Source organism: Rhodobacter capsulatus SB 1003 (genome assembly GCF_000021865.1).
GTDB classification, from domain to species: Bacteria; Pseudomonadota; Alphaproteobacteria; order Rhodobacterales; family Rhodobacteraceae; genus Rhodobacter; species Rhodobacter capsulatus_B.
This window is the reverse complement of record NC_014034.1, coordinates 2,792,344-2,815,563: the sequence shown is the minus strand read 5'-3', so window position 1 is coordinate 2,815,563 and position 23,220 is coordinate 2,792,344. Positions and strand designations below refer to the sequence as shown.

General features: G+C 65.8%; 21 protein-coding genes. 13 read left to right on the top strand and 8 right to left on the bottom strand.

Translation table 11 applies throughout. The features are described from left to right. Positions 1-171: 171 nt before the first annotated feature. On the top strand, positions 172-2,463 hold the full coding sequence (locus RCAP_RS12990; protein WP_013068332.1) for a glycosyl hydrolase family 28-related protein: 2,292 nt from the start codon (positions 172-174) through the stop codon (positions 2,461-2,463). Positions 2,464-2,472: 9 nt separating this feature from the next. On the opposite strand, the gene RCAP_RS12985 is transcribed toward RCAP_RS12990, so the two are convergent. After that, positions 2,473-2,952: a HugZ family pyridoxamine 5'-phosphate oxidase gene (locus RCAP_RS12985; protein WP_013068331.1), complete on the bottom strand. Its 480-nt coding sequence runs from the start codon at positions 2,950-2,952 to the stop codon at positions 2,473-2,475. A gap of 87 nt (positions 2,953-3,039) precedes the next feature. On the opposite strand from RCAP_RS12985, the gene RCAP_RS12980 reads away from it, so the two are divergent. Both RCAP_RS12980 and acs read left to right on the top strand, forming a co-directional pair. Beyond that, positions 3,040-4,689, top strand: a complete 1,650-nt coding sequence (locus tag RCAP_RS12980) for a SulP family inorganic anion transporter (RefSeq protein WP_013068330.1) — start codon at positions 3,040-3,042, stop codon at positions 4,687-4,689. A 341-nt stretch (positions 4,690-5,030) separates the two neighbouring features. Then, on the top strand, positions 5,031-6,965 hold the full coding sequence (gene acs, locus RCAP_RS12975) for an acetate--CoA ligase (RefSeq protein WP_044033718.1): 1,935 nt from the start codon (positions 5,031-5,033) through the stop codon (positions 6,963-6,965). A gap of 153 nt (positions 6,966-7,118) precedes the next feature. Here the strand turns inward: acs and RCAP_RS12970 are convergent, their stop codons facing one another. Together RCAP_RS12970 and RCAP_RS12965 are read right to left on the bottom strand one after the other, a co-directional pair. Next, positions 7,119-8,177 (bottom strand): quinone-dependent dihydroorotate dehydrogenase, encoded by a 1,059-nt coding sequence (locus tag RCAP_RS12970; protein WP_013068328.1) that lies wholly within the window; start codon positions 8,175-8,177, stop codon positions 7,119-7,121. Then, positions 8,174-8,512: a DUF952 domain-containing protein gene (locus RCAP_RS12965; protein WP_013068327.1), complete on the bottom strand. Its 339-nt coding sequence runs from the start codon at positions 8,510-8,512 to the stop codon at positions 8,174-8,176. The genes RCAP_RS12970 and RCAP_RS12965 overlap by 4 nt, the downstream gene beginning before the upstream one ends. Before the next feature lie 159 nt (positions 8,513-8,671). Here RCAP_RS12965 and RCAP_RS12960 point away from each other — a divergent pair, with 159 nt between their 5' ends. The 3 genes from RCAP_RS12960 to RCAP_RS12950 all read left to right on the top strand — a co-directional run bounded on the left by RCAP_RS12960 (position 8,672) and on the right by RCAP_RS12950 (position 12,270). Continuing rightward, a complete protein-coding gene (locus RCAP_RS12960; RefSeq protein ID WP_013068326.1) occupies positions 8,672-10,237 on the top strand; it encodes a bifunctional metallophosphatase/5'-nucleotidase in 1,566 nt (521 codons plus the stop codon). A gap of 96 nt (positions 10,238-10,333) precedes the next feature. Next, positions 10,334-11,020, top strand: coding sequence for a D-lyxose/D-mannose family sugar isomerase (locus RCAP_RS12955; protein WP_013068325.1), 687 nt, complete (start codon positions 10,334-10,336; stop codon positions 11,018-11,020). Beyond that, positions 11,008-12,270 carry a glycerate kinase type-2 family protein gene (locus RCAP_RS12950; protein WP_013068324.1) on the top strand — a complete coding sequence of 421 codons (1,263 nt, stop codon included), beginning with the start codon at positions 11,008-11,010 and terminating at the stop codon, positions 12,268-12,270. The genes RCAP_RS12955 and RCAP_RS12950 overlap by 13 nt, the downstream gene beginning before the upstream one ends. Here RCAP_RS12950 and RCAP_RS12945 read toward each other — a convergent pair. Both RCAP_RS12945 and puuE read right to left on the bottom strand, forming a co-directional pair. After that, a complete protein-coding gene (locus RCAP_RS12945) occupies positions 12,267-13,097 on the bottom strand; it encodes a bifunctional allantoicase/(S)-ureidoglycine aminohydrolase (protein WP_013068323.1) in 831 nt (276 codons plus the stop codon). The genes RCAP_RS12950 and RCAP_RS12945 overlap by 4 nt on opposite strands. Next, on the bottom strand, positions 13,094-14,509 hold the full coding sequence (gene puuE, locus RCAP_RS12940) for an allantoinase PuuE (RefSeq protein WP_013068322.1): 1,416 nt from the start codon (positions 14,507-14,509) through the stop codon (positions 13,094-13,096). Before puuE ends, RCAP_RS12945 begins: the two co-directional genes overlap by 4 nt. Before the next feature lie 133 nt (positions 14,510-14,642). Between puuE and uraH the strand changes: the two genes are divergently transcribed. Continuing rightward, entirely contained in the window at positions 14,643-14,999 is a 357-nt protein-coding gene (gene uraH, locus RCAP_RS12935; RefSeq protein WP_013068321.1) for a hydroxyisourate hydrolase, read from the top strand. Positions 15,000-15,005: 6 nt separating this feature from the next. Here uraH and RCAP_RS18605 read toward each other — a convergent pair whose 3' ends face one another. Both RCAP_RS18605 and RCAP_RS12925 read right to left on the bottom strand, forming a co-directional pair. Next, a complete protein-coding gene (locus RCAP_RS18605; RefSeq protein ID WP_013068320.1) occupies positions 15,006-17,648 on the bottom strand; it encodes a methyl-accepting chemotaxis protein in 2,643 nt (880 codons plus the stop codon). A gap of 13 nt (positions 17,649-17,661) precedes the next feature. Continuing rightward, complete coding sequence (locus tag RCAP_RS12925) at positions 17,662-18,231, bottom strand: hypothetical protein (protein WP_013068319.1); 570 nt, start codon at positions 18,229-18,231, stop codon at positions 17,662-17,664. Between the two features lie 207 nt (positions 18,232-18,438). Here RCAP_RS12925 and RCAP_RS12920 point away from each other — a divergent pair, with 207 nt between their 5' ends. The 5 genes from RCAP_RS12920 (at position 18,439) to RCAP_RS12900 (ending at position 21,844) form a co-directional block, all read left to right on the top strand. After that, the gene (locus tag RCAP_RS12920; protein ID WP_013068318.1) at positions 18,439-19,068 is read left to right on the top strand and encodes an ATP-dependent Clp protease proteolytic subunit; all 630 of its coding nucleotides are present in this window, start codon (positions 18,439-18,441) and stop codon (positions 19,066-19,068) included. Between the two features lie 121 nt (positions 19,069-19,189). Continuing rightward, on the top strand, positions 19,190-20,464 hold the full coding sequence (gene clpX / locus RCAP_RS12915) for an ATP-dependent Clp protease ATP-binding subunit ClpX (protein ID WP_013068317.1): 1,275 nt from the start codon (positions 19,190-19,192) through the stop codon (positions 20,462-20,464). A gap of 122 nt (positions 20,465-20,586) precedes the next feature. Beyond that, positions 20,587-20,961, top strand: coding sequence for an NADH:ubiquinone oxidoreductase subunit NDUFA12 (locus RCAP_RS12910; protein WP_013068316.1), 375 nt, complete (start codon positions 20,587-20,589; stop codon positions 20,959-20,961). A gap of 44 nt (positions 20,962-21,005) precedes the next feature. Continuing rightward, positions 21,006-21,479, top strand: a complete 474-nt coding sequence (gene mlaD, locus RCAP_RS12905) for an outer membrane lipid asymmetry maintenance protein MlaD (RefSeq protein ID WP_013068315.1) — start codon at positions 21,006-21,008, stop codon at positions 21,477-21,479. After that, on the top strand, positions 21,476-21,844 hold the full coding sequence (locus RCAP_RS12900) for a DUF2155 domain-containing protein (protein ID WP_013068314.1): 369 nt from the start codon (positions 21,476-21,478) through the stop codon (positions 21,842-21,844). The genes mlaD and RCAP_RS12900 overlap by 4 nt, the downstream gene beginning before the upstream one ends. Here the strand turns inward: RCAP_RS12900 and aat are convergent. After that, complete coding sequence (gene aat / locus RCAP_RS12895) at positions 21,808-22,446, bottom strand: leucyl/phenylalanyl-tRNA--protein transferase (protein ID WP_013068313.1); 639 nt, start codon at positions 22,444-22,446, stop codon at positions 21,808-21,810. The two genes, RCAP_RS12900 and aat, sit on opposite strands and share 37 nt — an antisense overlap. Before the next feature lie 64 nt (positions 22,447-22,510). Between aat and RCAP_RS12890 the strand changes: the two genes are divergently transcribed. Next, entirely contained in the window at positions 22,511-23,218 is a 708-nt protein-coding gene (locus RCAP_RS12890) for a methyltransferase domain-containing protein (protein ID WP_013068312.1), read from the top strand. Positions 23,219-23,220: the final 2 nt, after the last annotated feature.

The following is a 23,220-nucleotide window of genomic DNA, read 5'->3' as shown; positions in this document are numbered from 1 at the left end:
TCGTCAGATCTTCTTCAATTTTCACGGCTAGGTCTGGTCTGGCCGGGGCGTGATGGCCCGGTGAAATCCCCGATCCTGCGGAGCGCCGGTGGCGGTCGCGTGGCGTGTTTGCGCCGCGCCCGGCCTTTGCGTGCCGCATCTTGGGGCGGGCCGAACACGAAGGAGTTTCGGATGAACATCGCGATCACCGATGGGGTGAACCTGACCCCCTCTGCTTTCGAACTGGGGCTGGGCCAATGGTCGAGCGAGAATGGCACGGCGGGATCGGCCACCTATGCGGGGGCCGTGAATGCGGCGCTGGTGCCGGCGGATGCCGATTTCGGCACCTGTCTGGAGATGACCAAGACCCAGAGCACGCAGAAGCTGCGCTGGATGGGGCAGACGCCGATCCTGCCCGGCGTCTATCTGCGCATCACCGCCAAGGTGAAGGCGGTCTCGGGCAATTTCTGCGCGGTGCGGATCGCGGGCTATGCGATGAGCGCGGCGAATGCGCATGTGAACGGGCTGGTCGAAGTGGCCAGCCCGGTCACGCTGACCACCTATGGCAAGGTGGTGACGGTGCAGGCGATCGTCGGCTCGGGCACGCGCGCGGGTGTCGACATGGCCTGGGGCACGGTGCCTGTCTATGGCCATTTCGGGCTGGATCTGACCGGGCAGACCGGGGGCGTGGTGCGGATCGAGGATATCGTCATCGAGGATATCACCGAAGCTTTCCTGCGCGACATGATGGATGTGGTCGATGTGCGCGACTATGGCGCCAAGGGCGACGGCACCACCGATGACCGCGCCGCCTTTCTGGCCGCCGATGCCGCCGCCGACGGGCGCAGCCTGATCGTGCCGGAGGGCAGCTACCGCATCGGGTCCTCGCTCTCGATCGACAGCCCGATCCGCTTCACCGGCACGCTGATCATGCCGACCGCGGCGCGGCTGGTGCTGCAGAAGAATTTCGACTTTCCGACCTATGCGAAGGCCTTCGGCGACGAGGAACTGGCGCTGAGGAAGGGGTTGCAGGCGCTTTTGTCCTATACCGACAACAACATCTTCGATCTGTGCGGGCGGCGGGTCGATCTGACCGGGCCGATCGATGTCAAGGCGGCGGTGCCCGATACTTCGAGCTGGTCGAACCGGCGGGTGCTGGCGAACGGGCAGATCTCGGTCAGCGACAACACGGCCTGGAGCACCACCACCGTCACCTCGAACGCGACCTATTCCACGTCGCAATCGACGACGCTGAGCAATGTGACGAATATCGCCAACATCCCGGTCGGCGCGCGGGTGAGCGGCACCGGCGTCGGCCGCGAGGTCTATGTGCTGGCGGTCGATCCCGGCGCGGCCAAGCTGACGCTGTCGCAGCCGCTTTACGGCGGTTCGGGCACGCGCAGCTACACGTTCCGGCGCTACAAATACGCGCTTGATTTTTCCGGCTTCGACTATCTGGCCCGCTTCACCATCGACAATGTCGAATTCCTGCTGGGCGGGGTGGCAAGCGGCATCCTGCTGGCGCGCGAGGGCGACACGTTCGGGCTGCGCGATTGCTGGATGGTGAAGCCGAAGGACCGCGCCATCACCTCGATCGGGCGGGGGTGCCAGAACCTCTACATCGACCGCTGCGATTTCCTGTCGAACGAGCTGGATGTCAATGTCGAGAACCGGACCTCGGTCTGTGTCAATGTCAATGCGAATGACACCAAGATCCGCGATTCGCGTTTCGTGCGCTTCGGCACGACGATGGTGCTGGACGGCACCGGCCATGTGATCGTGGGCAACCACTGGTTCCAGGGCGACGGGCAGGTGGACGGGCCGCGGGTGCCGGGGCTGGTCTTCACCACGCCCAACGTGCAATCGACGGTGACCGGCAATTACATCGACAACAACTTCATCGAATGGACGAACGAATATTCGCCCGATCCGAACCTCGGCACGCAATATTCCTTTGGCGGGCTGACGATGACCGGCAACACCTGCATCATGGATGATGTCGCGGCCTGGGTGACCTGGCTCTCGATCAAGCCCTATGGCAGCGGCCATTACATCCAGGGGCTGACGGTGTCGAACAACGTCTTCAAGGCGCTGAACGGCAACATCAACCGGATCGAGAAGGTGGACACGAGCTTTGCCGATCTCGACTATGCGCGGATGCGCAACATCACGTTCCAGAACAACATTTTCAACGCGGTGAGCCAGATGACGGTGAACCCGGTGATGGTGCAGGTGACGCAGTCGAGCGCGCAATCGGTCTGGAGCGCCGATGCCGCGGCCTATCTGCCCTTTGGCGGCTGGGCGCGGCATGTCGAAAGCGTGGTGGCGGTGGGGGCGATCACCAATGCCGCGGGCGCCCGGGTCACGGCCATGCCCTTCATCACCGCCGAGCAGGGCGCGGGGAAAAATCTGGTCAACGTGACCTGGCCCGAGGCCGCCAAGGGCAAGATCAACGTGGTGATCCGCATCGACACGCCGAACTGAGGCGGGGCCTCAGGTCAGATCCGCGGGGGCCAGGCGAAAGGCGCGGCCGAAGCCGCCGTTCAGCGCCCCCGCGCGCAAGGAAAAGCCGACAAAGAAGAAATCCGGCAGATCGATGTAAAGCTTCGCCTTGGGGTGATCGGTCTGCCAGCGCGCCTGCAATGCCGCGGTCCGGGGCAGGGGGCTGGCCGTGGCCAGAAGCGTGAGCCGCGGATGGGCCAGCGGATCCCCCTTTGTCCCGGGCTCGCCCACGAGCAGCGACACCCGCGGATCGGCCCGCAGCGCGCGCGAATGCGCCGAAAGCCCCGAGACCAGCGTGCACAGACCGCCCTCGGGCGTCGTGCCAAGCGCGATGCGGCTGACGAAGGGAAAGCCGGTCTCGGGGTCGATCACCCCCAGCGCGGCAAAGCGGGCGGCGGTGATCAGCTCCCGCGCCAGCTGGCGGGCCTCGTCATCGGCGGGTTGCACGGGATCTTTTCGCGTTTCGGACATTGTCTCTCCGAATGGTGAGGGCATCGGGCTTGACAGCGACCGTGGCGGCGCTGTTTGCTGCCCCGTATCCATAACGAAGAAGCCGCCATGCGCAATGAAAGCCTGCCCGCAAGGGTCGGGGCCGAGCCCCTTTTGCCGATGTCCGTCACCGCCTTTGCCGAGGGCTACGATCTGGCGCGGCTGCGTGCCGATCTTCTGGCCGGGCTGACGGTGGCGATTGTCGCGCTGCCCTTGTCGATGGCGATCGCCATTGCCTCGGGGGTGGGACCGGAGCGGGGCCTGTTCACCGCGATCATCGGCGGCTTCCTGATCTCGGCGCTGGGCGGATCGCGCTATCAGATCGGCGGTCCGGCGGGGGCCTTCATCGTGCTGGTGCTGGCCTGCGTCACCGCGACCGGGGTTTCGGGGCTGGTGCTGGCGACGTTCCTGTCGGGGGGGATGCTGGCGGTGCTCGGTCTTCTGCGGCTGGGCTCGACGATCCGCTACATGCCCTATCCGGTCACGGTGGGCTTCACCTCGGGCATCGGGGTGATCATTTTCGCCAGCCAGATCAAGGATATGGCCGGGCTGACCCTGGCGGGGGGCGAACCCGGGCCGATCTTGGAAAAACTCTCCGCGCTCTGGGCGGCGCGTGACACGGTCAGCCCGACCGCGGTGGGCGTGGCTTTGGCCACCGTCGCGCTGATCGAGGCGCTCAAACGCTTTGCCCCCCGTCTGCCCAGCCTGCTTCTGGGCATCGCCACGATCACGCTCGCGGCGACGCTGCTGAACCTGCCGGTCGAGACGATCCAGTCGCGCTTTGGCGGCCTGCCGCGGCTTCTGCCCGCCCCGGCCCTGCCCGAGATCTCGCTCGAGACGGTGCGGGCGGCGCTGCCCTGGGCTTTCAGCTTCACCCTGCTGGGCGCGATCGAGTCGCTTCTGTCGGCGATGGTCGCCGATGGCATGTCGGGCACGCAGCACCGCTCGAACATCGAGCTGGTGGCGCAGGGCGTGGCGAACATGGGGGCGGCGCTCTTTGGCGGCTTTTGCGTCACCGGCACCATCGCGCGCACCGCAACCAATGTCCGCGCCGGCGCCAGCGGCCCCGCGGCGGGGATGTTTCATGCGCTCTTCATCCTCGGTTTCATGATCGTCGCCGCGCCGCTGGCGGGCTACATCCCGCTGGCCGCGCTGGCCGGGCTTCTGGGCATCGTTGCCTGGAACATGATCGAGCGGCACGAGATGGCCGCCCTGATCCGCTCTTCCAAGGGCGATGCGCTGGTGCTGATCGTCACCTTCGTCGTCGTCGTCTTTCGCGATCTGGCCGAGGGCATCGTGCTGGGCTTCGCGCTGGGCGGGCTGGTCTTCATCCGCCACATGTCCGAGATGACCGCGCTGGACGAGGGGGTGACGCATGCCCGCAGCACCGGTCCCGCGCGGCGCGATGTCGTCACCTATCACCTGCGCGGGGCGGTGTTTTTCGGCTCGGTGGCGCGGCTGGGCTCGGTGCTGGACCGGATCGCCAGCCATCCGCGGGCGGTTCTGCTCGATGTCTCCGGGGTCGGCTTCGTCGACAGCACCGGGGCGCGGATGATCGGGCAGATGGCGCAGAAACTGGGACGTCGCGGAGAGCGGCTGATGGTGCTGGGCGCCACGCCCGCGATCGAGGCGGCGATGCGCGCCCAGGGCTTGACCGAACCGCTCTTGTGCTATTGCCCCGACACCGAGGCGGCGCTGGCGAGGCTCGACGCCGCCTGAGCGACGATTCGGCCGCCGTTGCGGATCCGGGCGCCACAAGCCCTGCCGCGGCAGATCGCCGCGGCCCCCCCGCGCCCTCGCGCCCCGGCCCGTGCTCCTGCTCCCGAAACCGTGAACAGGGCGGGAAAGTCACGAAATTTACAAAAATGCCCATCCCCACTGTGAACGAATTTACAAAATCCCCTAGTCGGAATGGACAATTACATTGGGTGTGACAATCCCTTTACATTGCCCTAGGGGAATGATGCCTTGGGGTGTGACGGGTTTCCAAGGCCCGGGACGCGCCGTCAGAGAGGGAGGGACAGATGGGGAAGCAGGAACAGGTGGTCGCAGCGCCCGAGATGCGGGAGGTTCCGGCGGGGTTTGAGACTGCGCATGCGAATGGCGCGAAATATCTCGAGATGTATCGGGAATCGCTCGAGAATCCGGATGCGTTCTGGGGGCGCGAGGGCAAGCGGCTCGACTGGATCACGCCCTATACCAAGGTGAAGAATACCGATTTCACCTTCGGCAAGGTCTCGATCAAATGGTTCGAGGATGGGGTGCTGAACGCGTCCGTGAACTGCATCGACCGGCATCTGCGCGACCGCGCGCTGCAGACCGCGATCATCTTCGAGCCCGATGACCCGAAGGAACCGGCGCGTCACATCACCTACAAGGAGCTCTCCGAAAAGGTGAACCGGATGGCGAACGTGCTGCTCAGCCAGGGCATCATGCGCGGCGACCGGGTGGTGATCTATCTGCCGATGATCCCCGAGGCGGCCTATGCGATGCTCGCCTGCGCCCGGATCGGGGCCATCCATTCCATTGTTTTCGCAGGCTTTTCGCCCGATGCGCTGGCGAACCGGATCAATGATTGCGGCGCCAAACTGGTGATCACCGCCGATACCGCGCCGCGGGGTGGCCGCCGCACGCCGCTGAAGGCGAATACCGATGCCGCCCTTCTGCACTGCTCGGACAAGGTGCGCTGCCTTGTCGTCAAGCACACCGGCGATCAGATCAGCTGGGTGCATGGCCGCGATGTCGACCTTTTGTACCTGATGGAGCACGTCAGCCCGGAATGCCCGCCCCGCCCGATGAATGCGGAAGATCCGCTCTTCATCCTCTACACCTCGGGCTCGACCGGCAAACCCAAAGGCGTCGTGCATACGACGGGCGGCTACCTCGTCTATGCCGCGATGACGCACCAATACACGTTTGATTACAAGGACGGCGACGTGTTCTGGTGCACCGCCGATGTGGGCTGGGTGACGGGTCCCAGCTACATCATCTACGGGCCCTTGGCGAACGGCGCGACGACGCTGATGTTCGAGGGCGTGCCGACCTGGCCCGATGCGGGGCGGTTCTGGGCGGTGTGCGAAAAGCACAAGGTCAATCAGTTCTACACCGCGCCGACGGCGATCCGCGCGCTGATGGGTCAGGGCCCGGAATGGGTTGAGAAATATGACCTTTCCTCGCTTCGGGTGCTGGGCTCGGTGGGCGAGCCGATCAACCCCGAGGCCTGGGTCTGGTACGACAAATATGTCGGAAAAGGGAAATGTCCGATCGTCGACACCTTCTGGCAGACCGAGACCGGCGGGCACATGATCACGCCCTTGCCCGGCGCGACACCGACGAAACCGGGCTCGGCGACGAACCCGTTCTTTGGCGTCAAGCCGGTGGTGCTGGACCCGCAGACCGCGGTGCGGATCGGCGAGGTCGAATGCGAGGGGGTGCTCTGCATTTCCGACAGCTGGCCCGGGCAGATGCGGACGGTCTGGGGCGATCACGACCGCTTCCAGGAGACCTATTTCGGCCAGTATCGCGGCTATTACTTCACCGGCGACGGCTGTCGGCGCGACAAGGACGGCTATTACTGGATCACCGGCCGGGTCGATGACGTGATCAACGTCTCGGGGCACCGGATGGGCACGGCCGAGGTGGAATCGGCGCTCGTCGCGCATCCGCAGGTGGCCGAGGCGGCGGTGGTGGGCTATCCGCATGACATCAAGGGCCAGGGCATCTACGCCTATGTGACCCTGATGAACGGGATCGAGCCTTCCGAGGATCTGCGCAAGGATCTGGTGAAATGGGTCCGCACCGAGATCGGCCCGATCGCCTCGCCCGATCTGATCCAATGGGCGCCGGGCCTGCCGAAGACGCGCTCGGGCAAGATCATGCGCCGGATCCTGCGCAAGATCGCCGAGAACGACTATGGCGCGCTTGGCGACATCTCGACGCTGGCCGATCCGGGCGTGGTGCAGGAGCTGATCGACAACCGGATGAACCGGGCCTGACCGGAGGCGGGGGGCGCCGCCCCCCGACTTGCCTGCGCCACTCTCCCCCCGGGAGATTTGCGCCAGGGTGAACGGGCAAAAGTCTGTGCTTTTTCTTGGCGCAAATACGCCACGGGGGTGCGGGGGTGTGAAACCCCCGCAGCTACGGGCGGGTCAGGGCCAGCGGCTGCGACCGGTGCCCACGGCTTCCGCGACCGAAGCAAAGCCGTCGCGCGCCAAAAGCGCATCCAGGCCGCGCGCGACCTCGGCCGCCAGACCGATCCCCTTGTAGACCATCGCCGAGTAAAGCTGCACCGCCGAGGCCCCGGCGCGGATCTTTTCATAGGCTTCCTCGGCCGAGGAAATCCCGCCGACGCCGATCAGCGGCAGTTTCCCCTCTGTCAGCTTCGAGAGATGTGCCAGTACCCGCGTGGACTTTTCGAACAAGGGCGCGCCCGAAAGCCCGCCCGCCTGGCTTGAACTTGCACTTTTCAAACCTTCGCGCGAGAGCGTGGTGTTTGTCGCCACGATCCCGTCGATCCCCACCGCACGGGCGACCTCGGCCACGTCCTCCAGCTCCGCCGGGCTCAGATCCGGCGCGATCTTCAGGAAGACCGGCAGCGGACGGCCCAGTTCCGCCCGCGCTGCAAGGACCCCGCGCAAAAGCGCCGCGAGCGCCTCCTTGCCCTGCAGGTCGCGCAGCTTTTCGGTATTGGGCGAGGACACGTTCACCGTGGCAAAGTCGATATGCGCGCCGGCGCGCTTCAGCACCGTGGCGAAATCGGCGGCCCGGTCGGCGCTGTCCTTGTTCGCGCCAAGGTTCAGCCCGACCGGCACGCCCGCGGGCCGCGCCGCCAGACGGGCCGCGATCGGCTCCATCCCCTCGTTGTTGAAACCGAAGCGGTTGATCACCGCGCGATCTTCCGCCAGCCGCCACAGCCGCGGTTTCGGATTGCCTTCCTGCGGGCGCGGGGTCGCGGCGCCGACCTCGAGAAATCCGAAGCCTGCCCGCATCAGCGGCCCCAGCGCCACCGCGTTCTTGTCGAATCCTGCCGCCAGCCCCACCGGATTCCGCAGCGCCAGCCCCGCCACCGTCGTTGCCAGCCGCGCCCCGGTCACCGGGCCGCAACCGGGCACAAGCCCCATCTGCAGGGCTTTCAGCGCCAGACCATGCGCAGTTTCCGGGTCAAGCCCGTGCAGGAGCGTCAGCCCCAGCCGTTCGGTGATGTTCATAACAGCGCCTCGGGGAAGATATGGCCGCAAAGGCCGAGCGGCAATGCGGTGTCCCACACCACATCGGCCCGGCGCAAGCGGCGGTAAAGATGGGGGAAAAGCGCGCCGCCCCGCGACACTTCCCATTTCAGATCGGCGCCCAGCGGTTCGATCGCCACCGCCACCAGCACCAGATCGCTTTCGGTGGCGAAATGCTTCGCCGCAGTCTCGACGACCTGCGCAGCGGTGGAGAAATGGATGAAGCCATCGGCCAGATCGACGGGGGCCCCCGCGGTCTCACCCGCGGCGCACAGCGCATCCCATTCGGGGCGGCGGAGGATCTTGTAGATCAGCATGCAGGTTTCATGCCCGTTGCCCGGAAAATGGTCAATCCCCGGCAGCGGGCTTTCGTCCCGGCGCCGTCCCGCGGCAGGCCGCGGAAAAGCCCAATCCGGTTTTGACAGCGCCGCCCCGCGCGCGTCACAGTAGGCCCATTCTCAACCGAGGAGGATCGAATGTCCGTCCGTCTGCTGCTTTCCACCGCCGCGCTGGCCCTGACCGCCGGGGCGGCCCAGGCCGATTACACGCTGCACATCCTGCATACGAACGATCTGCATTCGCGGATCGAGGAGATCAACAAATACGACAGCACCTGTTCCGAGAAGGACGCCGCCGAGGCGAAATGCTTTGGCGGCATCGCCCGCGTCGCGGCGAAGGTGGCGGCGCTGCGGACAGAGCTGGCGGGGCAGAATGTGATCGTGCTGGATGCGGGCGATCAGTTCCAGGGCTCGCTTTTCTACACCACCTACAAGGGCGCGGACACCGCCGAATTCATGTCGAAGATCGGCTATGATGCGATGGCGGTGGGCAACCACGAATTCGACGACGGTCCCGAGGGTCTGGCGGCTTTTGTTGCAAAAGTGCAATTTCCGCTGGTCTCCGGCAACCTGGATCTGAGCCGCTCATCGCTAAAGGACAAGATCTTCGATACGGTCGTGCTGCAGGCCGGGGGCGAGAAGATCGGTCTGGTCTCGGCTTTGGCGACCGATACGGTGGAAACTTCCTCGCCCGGGCCCGACATCACCTTTCAGGACGAGATCGAAAGCCTGAAGGCCGATGTTCAGGCGCTGACCGATCAGGGGGTGACGAAGATCATTGCGATCCCGCACACGGGTTTCGTCAAGGATCAGGAGATCGCCGCCGCCGTTCCGGGGATCGACGCGGTGGTGGGCGGGCATTCGCACACGCTGTTCGGCCCGAAGGGCGCCGCCTATCCGACGATGGTCGGCGGGGTGCCGGTCGTCTCGGCCTATGCCTATTCGAAATATCTGGGCCATCTGGTGTTGACCTTCGACGATGCGGGCCATCTGAAATCGGCGGGCGGGGAACCCATTCTGCTCGATGCCTCGGTCACGCCCGATGCGGCGGTGGCGGCGCGGGTGGCGGAGCTGGCCAAGCCGCTGCAGGAGATCCGCGACAAGGTCGTTGCCGAAAGCACCTCCGAGATCGACGGATCGCGCGATCATTGTCGGCAGACGGAATGCGCGATGGGCAATCTGGTGGCCGAGGCGATGCTGGACCGGGTCAAGGATCAGGGCATCGCGATTGCGATCACGAATGGCGGGGGCTTGCGGGCCTCGATCGATGCCGGGCCGGTGACGATGGGCGAGGTGCTGACCGTTCTGCCGTTCCAGAACACGCTCTCGACCTTCGAGGCGAAGGGGGCGACGATTCTGGCGGCGCTGGAAAACGGCGTCGGCGCGGTCGAGGAGGGCGAGGGGCGGTTTCCGCAGGTGGCGGGGCTGAGATACAGCTTCGATCCGGCCAAGCCCGCGGGGGCGCGCGTCAGCGCGGTGCAGGTGGCGACCGCGCTCGGCTGGGCGCCGCTTGACGTAACGGCAACCTATGGCGTGGTGACCAACAACTTCCTGCGCGGCGGCGGCGACGGCTACAGGATGTTCGCGGCCGAGGGGATGAATGCCTATGACTTCGGTCCCGATCTGGCCGATGTGACGGCGGAATTTCTGGCACGGCACTCGCCCTATGCGGCGGCCGTCGATGGCCGGATCACCCGAAAGTAGAGACTTCGCCCGGATTGCGTCGCGGGGGGGATTTCCCCCCGCTTTTCACTTGCTTGTGATCGGGTGTTGCGCAACCCTCGGGGCAGAGGTGCGGCCATGAAGCGATCCGAGATCAACACCATCTTGCGCCAGTCCGAGGCCTTCCTGCGCGGCTTCGGCCAGATCCTGCCCCCCTTCGCCCATTGGTCCCCGCGCGAGATGCAGGCGCGACGCGCCGAGATCGACGGCATCGTCTCGGCCCGTCTGGGCTGGGACATCACCGATTACGGTCAGGGCGATTTCGCCCGGATGGGGTTGTTCCTGTTCACCGCCCGCAATGGCCGGGCCGCGGATCTCGCCCGGGGCGGGGGCCTGTGCTACGCCGAGAAGATCATGATTTCGCGGGAAAATCAGCTCTCGCCCCTGCACCGCCATATCGTCAAGGCGGAAGATATCATCAATCGCGGTGGCGCGACGCTGGCGGTCGAGATGTTCAGTTCGGATGCCGCGGGGGCGCTTGACCCCGGGGCGCCCGTCGTTGTCGCCTCGGACGGGGTGACGAAATGCCTGCCTGCGGGCGGTATCCTGCGGCTTGCGCCCGGGGAAAGCGTGACCCTGATGCCGGGCAACTGGCACGCCTTCTGGGGCGAGGGGGGAGATGTACTGATCGGCGAGGTTTCCACGGTCAATGACGACCGCACCGACAACATCTTCCGCGATCCGATCGGTCGTTTCGCGGATATCGAAGAGGACGAGGACCCGCTTCATCTGCTGGTCTCGGATTATGAAACGTGGCTTTCCTGACCCCGACGGACTTGTTGCACAGGCTTTTCGAAACGGCCGTGGCGGCGGCGGACCCGATGCAGGTTCTGCCGCGGGTGCTGGGCCCGCGCCCGCCCGGAAGGGTGGTGGTGATCGGCGCGGGCAAGGCCTCGGCGCGGATGGCGGAGGCGGTCGAGAGCCTCTGGGGCCCCTGCGAGGGGCTGGTGATCACCCGGTATGGCCATGCACGGCCGTGCCAAGGCATTGAAATCATAGAGGCCTCGCATCCTGTGCCCGATGCGGCGGGGGTTGCGGCGACCCGGCGGATGCTGGATCTGCTGCGCGGCCTGGCGCCCGGGGATTTCGTGCTGGCGCTGATTTCGGGCGGGGGTTCGGCGCTGCTTTGCGCCCCGGCCGAAGGGCTGGCGCTGGCCGAGAAACAGGCGGTGACCGCGGCGCTGCTGGCCTCGGGGGCGCCGATCGAGCAGATCAACACGGTGCGCAAGCATCTGAGCGCGGTCAAGGGCGGGCAGCTGGCGGCGGCGGCTTTTCCGGCGCAGATGCGGGCGCTGCTGATTTCCGACGTGGCGGGAGATGACCCGAGCTTCATCGCCTCCGGGCCGACGGTGGGGGATGGCACCACCCCGGCCGAGGCGCTGAAAATCCTGCAAGATCATCGCATCGAGGTGCCGCCGAAGGTGCTGGCGCGGCTGCGTGCGGGCTCGGGCGTGCTGGCCCCGGGCGCCTTTGCGCTGTCGCGCTGCGAGACCGTCATCGTCGCCGCCCCCGCGCAATCGCTCGCGGCGGCGGCGGCCCTGGCCCGGGCAGAGGGCTGCGCGGTGCGGGTGCAAGGCGATGCGCTGACCGGCGAAGCCGCGGATCTGGGGGCGAAACTGGCGCGGATGGCGCGGACCTATGCCAGCGCCCGTCGCCCGGGGGGGGCGCCGCTGGTTTTGCTCTCGGGTGGGGAATGTACAGTTTCCCTGCGGGAAAACCCCGGTCTGGGCGGGCCGAATGTTGAATTTCTGCTATCGGCGCTGCGCACGCTGGATGCCGCGCCGGGGATCTGGGCGCTGGCGGCCGATACCGACGGCGTCGATGGCGCGGCCGAGGTGGCGGGGGCGGTGATTGGCCCGGACAGTCTGGCCAAGGCCCGCGCGCGGGGGCTTGACCCCGCGGCGGCGCTGGCCGGGCATGATGCGCATCGCTTCTTCGCCGCGCTGGGAACCCAGGTGAAGCCCGGACCGACGCTGACGAATGTCAACGATTTCCGGGCTTTCCTGATCCTTTAGCGGCCAAGCACGCCGCGCAGACGGGCGTGGCGGTTGACATCCTTGTAAAGCAGATAGCGGAACGGCCCCGGCCCGGCGGCATAGCAGGCCTGCGGACAATAGGCGCGCAGCCACATGAAATCGCCCGCCTCGACCTCGACCCAATCCCGGTTCAGCTTGTAAACCGCTTTGCCTTCAAGGACATAAAGCCCGTGCTCCATCACATGCGTCTCCTCGAAGGGGATCAGCCCGCCGGGCTGGAAGGTGACGATGTTGACATGCATGTCATGGCGCAGATCGGTCGGATCGACGAAGCGGGTGGTGGCCCAGCGGCCCTGGGTCTCGGGCATCGCGACGGGCTTGATCTCGCGCTCGTTCGTCACGAAGGCGGCGGGTTTTTCCAGCCCCGGCGCCGGTTCCCAAAGCTTGCGGATCCAGTGGAAACGCAGCGGATCATCGGCGCCGTTCTTGACCGACCAGCTGCAGCCCGCGGGAATGTAAGCATATCCGCCCGAAGCCAGCTCGTGGTCCTGGCCATCAAGCGAGAGCCACATCGCGCCGTCGGTGACGAAAAGCACATGTTCCGCGCCGGGGTCGGCATCGGGCAGGTCGGCCCCGCCATCGGCCCCGACCTCCATCACATATTGGCTGAAGGTTTCCGAAAAGCCGCTCATCGGTCGCGCGATCAGCCACATCCGCGTCTTCGTCCAGCCCGGCAGGAAGCTGGTCACGATGTCGGAAAAGCAGCCTTTCGGGATCACCGCATAGGCCTCGGTAAAGATCGCGCGGCCGGTCATCAGCGCGGTTTGCGGCGGCAGGCCGCCGGTGGGGGTGTAATAGCCGGTCATGGCAGCAGGTCCTTCAGTCGGTGCCAGGCGATGCGTTCGACCTGATGGCAGGCCTCGGCGAATTCGGTGGCGCGGTCGTTGGCGATCCGGCGGCGGAAGGCCGCAAGGATCGCCGGTTTCGTGTGATCCTTCACCGCGATGATGAAGGGGAAGCCGAATTTTTCGGTGTAATCGTGGTTGAGCTCCTCAAATGCCACCCGTTCGGCATCGGTCAGCGCATCGAGCCCGGCCGAGGCCTGTTCGGCGGTGCTTTCCGCCGTCAGCCGCCGCGCCCGGGCAAGTTTTCCGGCCAGATCGGGATGGGCCTTGAGCACGCGCAGCCGCTGCGTTTCCGGGGCCGAACGGAACACCCGCGCCAGCGCGCTGGCGATGCCCTCGGCGCAGTCATGCGCGGGGCCAAGCTCCAGCGCATGGGCCTTTTCGGCGATCCAGGGGCTGTGTTCGTAAATCGCGCCAAACGCGGCCACGAAGTCGCTTCGCGTCATTTCGCTTGGCCGGTCAAAGTCTTGCGGCGGATGCGTGGCGGCCCAATGCGCCGCGATCTGGCCGCGGGTGGCAAACCAGACCCCCTCATGGCTGCGGGCATAGTCCAGAAAGCGCTTGAGCCCCGCGATCTTGCCCGGCCGCCCGATCAGGCGGCAATGCAGGCCGATCGAAAACATCTTTGCCGTCCCGGCCGTGCCCTCGGCGTAAAGCGTGTCGAAGCTGTCCTTCAGATAGGTGAAGAACTGCTCGCCCTCGATATAGCCCGGCGCGGTGGCGAAGCGCATGTCATTGGCTTCGAGCGTGTAGGGGATGATCAGCTGCTCGTGGCTTCCGAAGCGCCGCCAATACGGCAGGTCGTCGTCGTAAGTGTCTGAAATCCAGTCGAAACCGCCTTCTTCCGCGGTCAGGCGCACGGTATTGGCCGAACAGCGCCCGGTATACCAGCCGCGGGGGCGTTCGCCCACGACTTCGGCATGCAGCCGGATCGCCTCGGCGATCTGGCGGCGTTCCTCCTCTTCGGGCATGTCGCGGTGCTCGACCCATTTCAGCCCGTGGCTGGCGATTTCCCAGCCCGCCGCCTTCATCGCCGCGACCTGTTCGGGGCTGCGGGCCAGCGCGGTGGCGACGCCATAGATGGTGACCGGCAGCGCCATCCCGGTGAACAGCCGATGCAGCCGCCAGAACCCGGCGCGGGCGCCGTATTCATAGATCGATTCCATGTTCCAGTGGCGCTGGCCGGGCCATTGGGCGGCCCCCGCGATGTCGGACAAGAAGGCTTCCGAGGCGGCATCGCCATGCAGGATGCAGTTCTCGCCGCCCTCTTCGTAGTTCAGCACCAGAGAAATCGCGATCCGGGCTTTCCCGGGCCAGCGCGCATCGGGCGGAGAGCCGCCATAGCCGCGCATGTCTCTGGGATATCGGGTCATCTTAGCCTCCGGTCCGGCTGCAGGGGGATTGCATGACAGAGAGTTTCAGGTTTTTTTCGAAAAGGAAATCATCCGTTTCGCATCTCGCCGTGCGACATCGCGGCGAGCGGGGGCACGGCGGAAGAGGGGGGCTATGGCCGGATATCTGACGACCCATGTGCTCGATACCGCGCGGGGCTGCCCGGCGGAGGGCATCGAGATCGAGCTGAACCGCATCGACGCCGCGGGGCGCCATCCGCTGGCCCGAAGCCGCACCAATGCCGATGGCCGGACCGATGCGCCGATCCTGGCGGCGGCGGATTTTGCGACCGGCTGTTACGAACTGGTCTTCCACGTCGGCGCCTATCTGCGCCGGAACGGACAGGGCGCGGCAGAGCCGCTGTTTCTGGACGAAATTCCGATCCGCTTCGGGATGAATGACGCAGGGGCACATTACCATGTGCCCCTGCTGCTGTCGCCTTACGGCTATTCGACCTATCGCGGCAGTTGAGCCGGATCAGAAATCTTCCCAGTTGTCCTCGGCAGGCGCCTGTTTGACCGCCAGATTCGAGGCCCGGGCACTGGCGCGCGGCGCCGGAGCCGGGGCCGGAGCCGGAGCCGGGGCCGGGGTGGCCGCACGGATCGGCGTGGGCGCCTTCGGCTCGGCGGCGGGGGCGGGCGCGACCGGCGCTGCCACCGGGCGGGTCGACCGGAAGTTGCTTGCGGCAGCCCCCGTGCCCTGCTGCGTGCCAAGGCGGAACCGGCTCATCGTGTCGTTCAGCCCGTCCGCCTCGCGGGCCAGGGACTGGCTGGCGGCCGAGGTTTCCTCGAACATCGCGGCATTGTGCTGGGTGACCTGATCCAGTTGCAGGATCGCGGTGTTGACCTCGCTCAGGCCGGCCGATTGCTCGGTGGTCGAGGCGGTGATGTCCGACATGAAGGTGACGATTTCGGCGACAGAGCCTTGGATGCCGTCCAGCGCGCTGCCCGCCTGTCCGACCAGTTCCACGCCGCGTTTCACCTGACCGGCCGAATCCGAGATCAGACCGGCGATTTCGCGCGCGGCTTCCGAGGACCGTTGCGCCAGCGCCCGCACTTCCGAGGCGACGACGGCAAAGCCGCGCCCGGCTTCGCCCGCACGGGCGGCTTCCACCCCCGCGTTCAGCGCAAGAAGGTTGGTCTGGAAGGAGATTTCCTCGATCACCGAGGTGATGCGCGAAATCTTGTTCGAGCTTTCGGAAATCTCGCCCATCGCCTGCACGGCCTCGCGCACGACCTGGCCGCTCGATTCGGTGTTGCGCCGGGCGAGAGCCACCATGTCATTGGCCTTCAAGGTGCGATCGGCCGCCGATTTCACCGAGGCGGTCAGCTCGTTCAGCGCCGCGGCGGTTTCCTCGAGCGTCGCGGCCTGTTGCTCGGTCCGGCGCGAGAGATCCTCGGCCGCGCGCGAGATGCTGCCCGATTCGGTGCGGATCAGGCTCGAGTTTTCCAGCACCATCGCCATCGCTTCGCGCAGCTTCGCCGTGGCGTCGTTGTAATCGACCCGCAGCGTCTCGTAATCGCCCGGGAAGGGCTCGCGGATCGCCTGCGTCAGATCGCCCTCGGCCAGATGCCGCAGCGCGTCGCGCAGCTGGTCGACCACCTGACGCTGTTCGGCGGCGGCGCGTTCGCGCTCGATCCGGGCGTGCGCCTCGCGGGATTCGATCTCCGACATGTCGGTGCCGATGGCGACGACGCGCCGGATCGTGCCCTTGCGGTCGCGCACCGGCGTCATCGCGCCGTTGAGCAGCAATTCCTGGCCGTCGATCGACAGGAGAAGCCGCCCGATCACGTTTTCGCCGCGCGCAATCGCCTCGAACGCCATTTCCCCGGTCGCGGCCACCCGCACCAGCCGCGAGAAATCCATGCCGATCAGCTGCGACTCGTCGCGCTGCGAGATCACGCACATCGCCACGTTCGCCGCGCTCATCCGGCCATCCGGGGTGAATTCCACCCGCAGCTGCGTCGCATCGATCGCCTCGGTGATCGCGATATTGCGCCGCGCCTCGGTGATGTCATGCCATTCGGCGACATGGCCGATCTTGGTGCCATCCGGCGTCATCACCGGGTTCGCTTCCACCACCAGGGTTCCCGAGGCCAGATCCTGCTCGATGCGGAGCGAGGCCCGGCTCCCGGCGTCCATCTCGCCCGCGATCTCGGTGCCGCCCTCGACGATGCGGTCGGCGCGATAGCCGATCATGTTGTCCGGGTCGAAATCCGGATTGCGCGCCCGGATCGCCGCGGCATGCACCCGCATCAGCTTCACCATCGCCTCGTTCGCCCAGGTGATGACATGCGCGGTGTCGGTCAGCATGATCGCGGTCGAGGCCGAGGCGAGCGCCGTGCCCCGCATCAGCGCGACGCGGTTCGTGGCTTCGGCCTGCTCCAGCGATTGCCGGAAGGCTTCAAGGGATTTCGCGATATGGCCGATTTCGTCCTTGGTCCCGGTATAGGGCACCTCGGTGGCCAGGGCACCGTCGGCGATCGCCGACATCGCGGTGTTGATCCGGCCCAGCCGCAGCGAGATCATCGCGCGGAAGAAGAAGCTGGTGAGCAGCATCGCCGCGATCAGGATCAGGCCCGAGACGATCAGGCTGGTGCGGGTGGCCGAGGCGATCGCGGCATCGGTCTGTTCCTCGGACCAGTGCGACAGCACATAGCCAAGGACGGTGCCGCTGGTCGCGCCGGTGACCGGGGTGGCGATGGTCAGCCCGTCTTCCGAGGTGACGACGGATTTCTGTCCGGCAAGCGTCTGCGCCATCGCCGTCAGCTCGGCCGTGTCGGCGCCCTCGGCCGCATAGGTGGCCAGCGCTTCGCCCTTTTCGTTCACCGCCATCATCATGTCGGCGGGGTTCGAGGGATCGTCCACGACGTCCTGCAGCGCCTTGCCCAGCTGCAGCTTGTCCGAAAAGCGCATCGGCCCGACCAGCTGCTTGGCGATGATGCCGCTGGCGCCCTGGGCCTGTTGCTGCAGCTGTTTCAGCGCCAGCTCGGTGGTCGTGTGCACGTTGTAAAGCGTCATCGAGACCACGACCGCCAGCACCGAGGCGGCGACGAGAAGGGTGGCGCGGAAGAAACTCGAATGGAAGAAGCTGACGGAAGCGGACGTCTTGGCGCTCATCTCGGACCCCGGATTACTGGATCATTTCGGCATTGAGACCCACCGTCATCGCCCCGATCGGGGCTTTGCTGGCGGGGTCGATCACGGTGAAGGAGGCCTGCACCGAGTAGCTTTGCGAGGATTCGTCGAATTCCACCTCGCCGACATGGATGGCCTCGGCGCCCTTCGGGAAGGTTTCGAGGAATTTCGCCTCGTCGCCCTGCCAGTAGTCCGAGGTCGGACCGGCCTGGGCGACGTTCAGCCCGTGGCTGTCGGTGACGAAAGCCTCGGTGAAGCGGCCGCCGCCAGCCTCGATCTTCGCCTTGAGCGCCTGCGATTCCGGCGCGGCGAGGATCGGATCGATGGTCGGACGGGTGCTGGTTTCAAGTTCGGTCCGCCAGGCGGCGTCGAGCGACTCGATCTGCGGCTGGCTCAGCGCGGCATGGGCTTCGTTCGCGGCGATCACCGCCGCGACAAGGGCCGGATCCGCGGCCCAGGCGCGCAGCTCTTTTTCCACGATTTCCTTGACTTGCGGTGAAATATCCTCGGCCTGCGCGGGCAGGGCGAGAAGCGCGAGAACAAGCATCGCTGCGCTGGATTTCATGGGCTGGCTCCGGTTGCGGGGACGGTTCCCCCGAGAACATTTGTCGCACAGCCTAGCGCGCAACTCTTTCCGCCCGATTAATCGCCAAGAATCATTCCAACTCCTCTCTTTTAAGTCGCTGCCCTTGCAGGGGGGGCCGCGCGACACTAAGACTTGGGTAAGAGACGCGCGCTAAGGCTTGGCGGACATCACGAGGAAAGGCAGCGAATGAAAGACCCGGTCGACCTTTACATGAATACGCTGGTGCCGATGGTGGTCGAGCAGACCTCGCGCGGCGAGCGGGCCTATGACATCTATTCCCGTCTGCTCAAGGAGCGGATCATCTTTCTGGCCGGGCCGTTCCATGACGGCATGTCGAGCCTGATCTGCGCCCAGCTGCTGTTCCTCGAGGCCGAGAATCCCTCGAAGGAAATTTCCATGTATATCAACAGCCCCGGCGGTGTCGTCACCTCGGGCCTCGCGATCTACGACACCATGCAATACATCCGGCCGAAGGTTTCGACGCTGGTGATCGGGCAGGCGGCCTCGATGGGCTCGGTGATCGCCTGTGCGGGCGAAAAGGGCATGCGCTTCTCGCTGCCGAATTCGCGCATCATGGTGCACCAGCCCTCGGGCGGGTTCCAAGGTCAGGCGACGGACATCATGATCCACGCCCGCGAGACCGAGAAGATCCGGCAGCGGCTTTACGAGATCTACGTCCGCCACACCGGCCGTTCGCTCGAGGAAGTGGCCGAGGCGCTGGAACGCGACCGCTTCATGTCGCCCGAGGAGGCGCTGGAATGGGGCCATCTCGACGAGATTCTTTCGGCGCGGCCGAGCCTCGACGGCGGAAAATGACAAATCGATGACCGCTCTTAACCGGAGCGGGGAATTTGCGATTGAGAAGAACGTGGTGCTGTCCTAGACTTCGGCCCAGGACAGCCCCCAAAGGCCCGGGTCGGGCCATTCGAGGATGACGATGGCGAACAATTCCGGCTCCGACAGCAAGAACACCCTCTACTGTTCGTTCTGCGGCAAGAGCCAGCACGAGGTGCGCAAGCTGATCGCGGGTCCGACCGTGTTCATCTGTGATGAATGCGTCGAGTTGTGCATGGACATCATCCGCGAGGAGACCAAGACCACCGGTCTCAAGGCGACGGATGGCGTGCCGACGCCGCGCGACATCTGCAAGGTGCTGGATGATTACGTGATCGGGCAGATGCATGCCAAGCGCGTGCTCTCGGTTGCGGTGCACAACCATTACAAGCGTCTGAACCACGGCTCGAAACAGGATGTGGAACTGGCGAAGTCGAACATCCTGCTGATCGGTCCGACCGGCTGCGGCAAGACGCTCTTGGCCCAGACGCTGGCGCGGATTCTGGACGTGCCCTTCACCATGGCCGATGCGACGACGCTGACCGAGGCCGGTTACGTCGGCGAGGATGTCGAAAACATCATCCTGAAGCTTCTGCAGGCCAGCGAATATAACGTCGAACGGGCGCAGCGCGGCATCGTCTACATCGACGAAGTCGACAAGATCACCCGCAAGTCGGACAACCCCTCGATCACCCGCGATGTCTCGGGCGAGGGGGTGCAGCAGGCGCTTTTGAAGATCATGGAAGGCACCGTGGCCAGCGTTCCGCCGCAGGGCGGGCGCAAGCATCCGCAGCAGGAATTCCTGCAGGTGGACACGACGAACATCCTGTTCATCTGTGGCGGCGCCTTTGCGGGGCTGGATCGAATCATCGCGCAGCGCGGCAAGGGTTCGGCGATCGGCTTTGGCGCCGATGTGAAGGACCCGGAATCGCGGGGCGCGGGCGAGCTGTTCAAGGAACTCGAGCCGGAAGATCTGCTGAAATTCGGTCTGATCCCGGAATTCGTCGGCCGTCTGCCGGTGATCGCGACGCTGGAAGATCTGGACGAAGCCGCGCTGGTGACGATCCTGACCGAGCCGAAGAACGCCCTGGTCAAGCAATACCAGCGGCTATTCGAGATCGAGGGCGTGAAGCTGACCTTCACCCCCGATGCGATGAAGGCGATTGCCGCCCGCGCGATCAAGCGCAAGACCGGCGCGCGCGGCCTGCGCTCGATCATGGAGGACATCCTGCTTGACACGATGTTCGAACTGCCGGGCATGGAAGGCGTGCGCGAGGTGGTGGTGAATGACGAGGCGGTGGAAATGGCCAATGGCGCCAAGCCCTTGCTGATCTACGCCGAGACCTCGGGCAAAAAGGAACCGAAGACCGCTGGCTGAGCCCCGGTCGTCGTGAAACGGAAGGGGCGGGGAAACCCGCCCTTTGTGCTGAACGGGTCCGCAAAACACTGGACCTTGGTGGCCCTGCCGCTATAACGGGGCCAAAGATGCGGAGGTGAGATATGAAATTCCTGCTGCGCCTGCTGACGTGGTGGAACAGCCAGACTCTCGGCACCCAGATCTTCACCGCGCGTCACGGGGTGAAGGTCGGCGAGGATGCCGAGGGCAATTGCTACTACCAAAGCAAGGATGGCAAACGGCGCTGGGTGATCTACAACGGCGAAGTGCAGGCCAGCCGCATCCCCCCCGATTGGCACGGCTGGATCCATTTCACCTGGAACGAGCCGCCGACCCGGGCGCCGCTGGATCACAAGCCCTGGGAACTGCCGCATCAGCAGAATCAGACCGGCCTGGCCACCGCTTTCGTGCCGCCGGGCTCGCTGCGTCGGGCCGAGCCCGCGGCCCGCAGCGATTACGATGCCTGGCAGCCGGAGTAACCGCGCCCGCATCCCCCGTCCTTCCGTGCAACCGGCTGGAAATCATGAGTGAAAATCGCGTCGAAGTGCTTACCGGGGCGGCCGTTCTGGCCGTCGCGGTCGGATTTTTTCTGTGGGCGGGGCAGGGGCACAGCTTCGGCACCGCGGCTAGCGGCTATCCGCTGAAAGCCTCGTTCCGCTCGGTCGAGGGGATCACCGTCGGCACCGATGTGCGGATGGCCGGGGTCAAGGTCGGCTCGGTCACCGATATCGCTTTGAACCCGCAGACGTTTTTTGCCGATACCACGGTGGCGATGAAACCGGGCGTCGACATTCCCGATGACAGCCAGATCCTGATCGCGACCGAGGGGCTTCTGGGCGGCGCCTTCGTCGAGATCCTGCCCGGCGGCAGCCCGGTCAATCTGGGCCCGGGCGAAGAGATCGTCGATACCCAGGGCGCGGTCTCGGCGTTGGGTCTGATGATGAAATTCGCCGGTGCCAAGGATGGCGAGAAAGCCCCCGAGGGGGCGGCGCCATGATTCGCGCGGCGCTGGTCGCGGTTCTGCTGACGGCCGGGGCCGCGGGCGCGCAGGAGGCCCCCGAGGGCCTGGCCGAGGCCCCCGGCGCCACCCTGCGCGGGCTCGACAAGATCGCCGGGGCGGCGACCGACCTGCCGCTGTCGGTCGGGCAAAGCCTTGACTATGGCTCGCTTTCGGTGCGGCTGACCGATTGCCGCTATCCGGCCGATGACCCGGCCTCGAACGCCTATGCCTTTCTGGAAATCACCGATACCGCGATCGGCCGCGAGGTGTTTCGCGGCTGGATGATCGCGCAGAACCCGGCGCTTTCGGCGCTGGATCATCAGCGCTACGACGTCTGGGTTCTGCGCTGCAAGATCGACTGAGCCGTTGCGGCTGGCGGGGCGGTGAAGTCCGCGCTCTGCCCCAGCGCCACCCGCAGGCGCCTGCGATATTCGATCCGGGGGATCTCGACCCCGCCCAGACTTTGCAGATGCGGCGTCAGATATTGCGTGTCGAAGAGGCTGAAACCGCCGCGGATCAGCCGGTCGACCGTATAGGCCATCGCCACTTTCGACGCATTCGGCGCGCGCGAGAACATGCTTTCGCCAAAGAACGCCCCCCCCAGCGTCACCCCGAAGATCCCCCCCACCAGATCCGGGCCCTGCCAGACCTCGACCGCATGGGCGGCGCCGAGCTCATGCAGGGCGTCATAGAGGCGGAACAGCGCCGCGTTGATCCAGGTCTCGGGCCGGTCGGCGCAGCCTTCGACCACGGCCCGAAACGCGGTGTTTGTTCGAATTTGATAAGTCTCGCGGGTGATGACCCGGGCAAGGGACCGCGAGATGTGGAAATTCTGCAAGGGAACCACGCCGCGCAGCCGCGGTTCGAACCAATGCAGATCCGCCGCGTCTCTGGCGCTTGCCATCGGGAAAATGCCCTGCGCATAGGCCGAAAGCAGTAATTCCGGACTAAGCCCTGCCGTCATTGTTGCCAACCATCACCCCGATCCATAGACTTTCCCGAGTTTGACACGAAAGCGCGGCAATGCCATGGGATTTTTCGATTTTTTGCGATCGGTCGCGCGGTATGAAAGCGATGATTACGCGATCGGGCGGCTCAATCAGCGCCATCGCAAGCTGATCGCGCCGATTGCCGCCGATCTGGCGGGGGCGCGGGTTCTGGATCTGGCGGCGCATGACGGGCGCTGGTCCTATGCCTTTGCCGCGGCGGGGGCGGCCGAGGTGGTGGGGATCGAGGGCCGACCGCATCTGATCGAGCGCTTCGCCGAATTTCCGCAAGACGAAGCCGCCGCCCGGGTCACGCTGCGCTGCGGCGACATTTTCGACGGCATGGAGGCCGATCTGGCCGCGGGCGCGCGCTATGACGTGATCGGCGTGCTGGGCATCTTTTACCACATCATGGACCATTTCCGGCTGCTGCAGCTGGTGACGCGGTTCCAGCCGCGGCTGGTGCTGCTCGACAGCGAATTCTCGCAGCGGCCGGGGCAGGTCATCGATCTGGTGCGCGAGGATCCCAGCAAGGATCTGAACGCGCTGGCGCAGGTCGCGGGGCAGGAAAAGGCGCTGATCGGCATTCCGAGCCTTGGCGCGCTCGAGGCGATGGCGGATGTGCTGGGCTACCGGACCGACTGGGTGGATTGGTCCGACGTGCGGCCGAACAAGCGGCGTTTTGTCGCGGATTACTTCCGCCCCACCGGCAAGCGCCGCGCCACCTGCGTGCTGCGGCCGAAGAGCTGAAA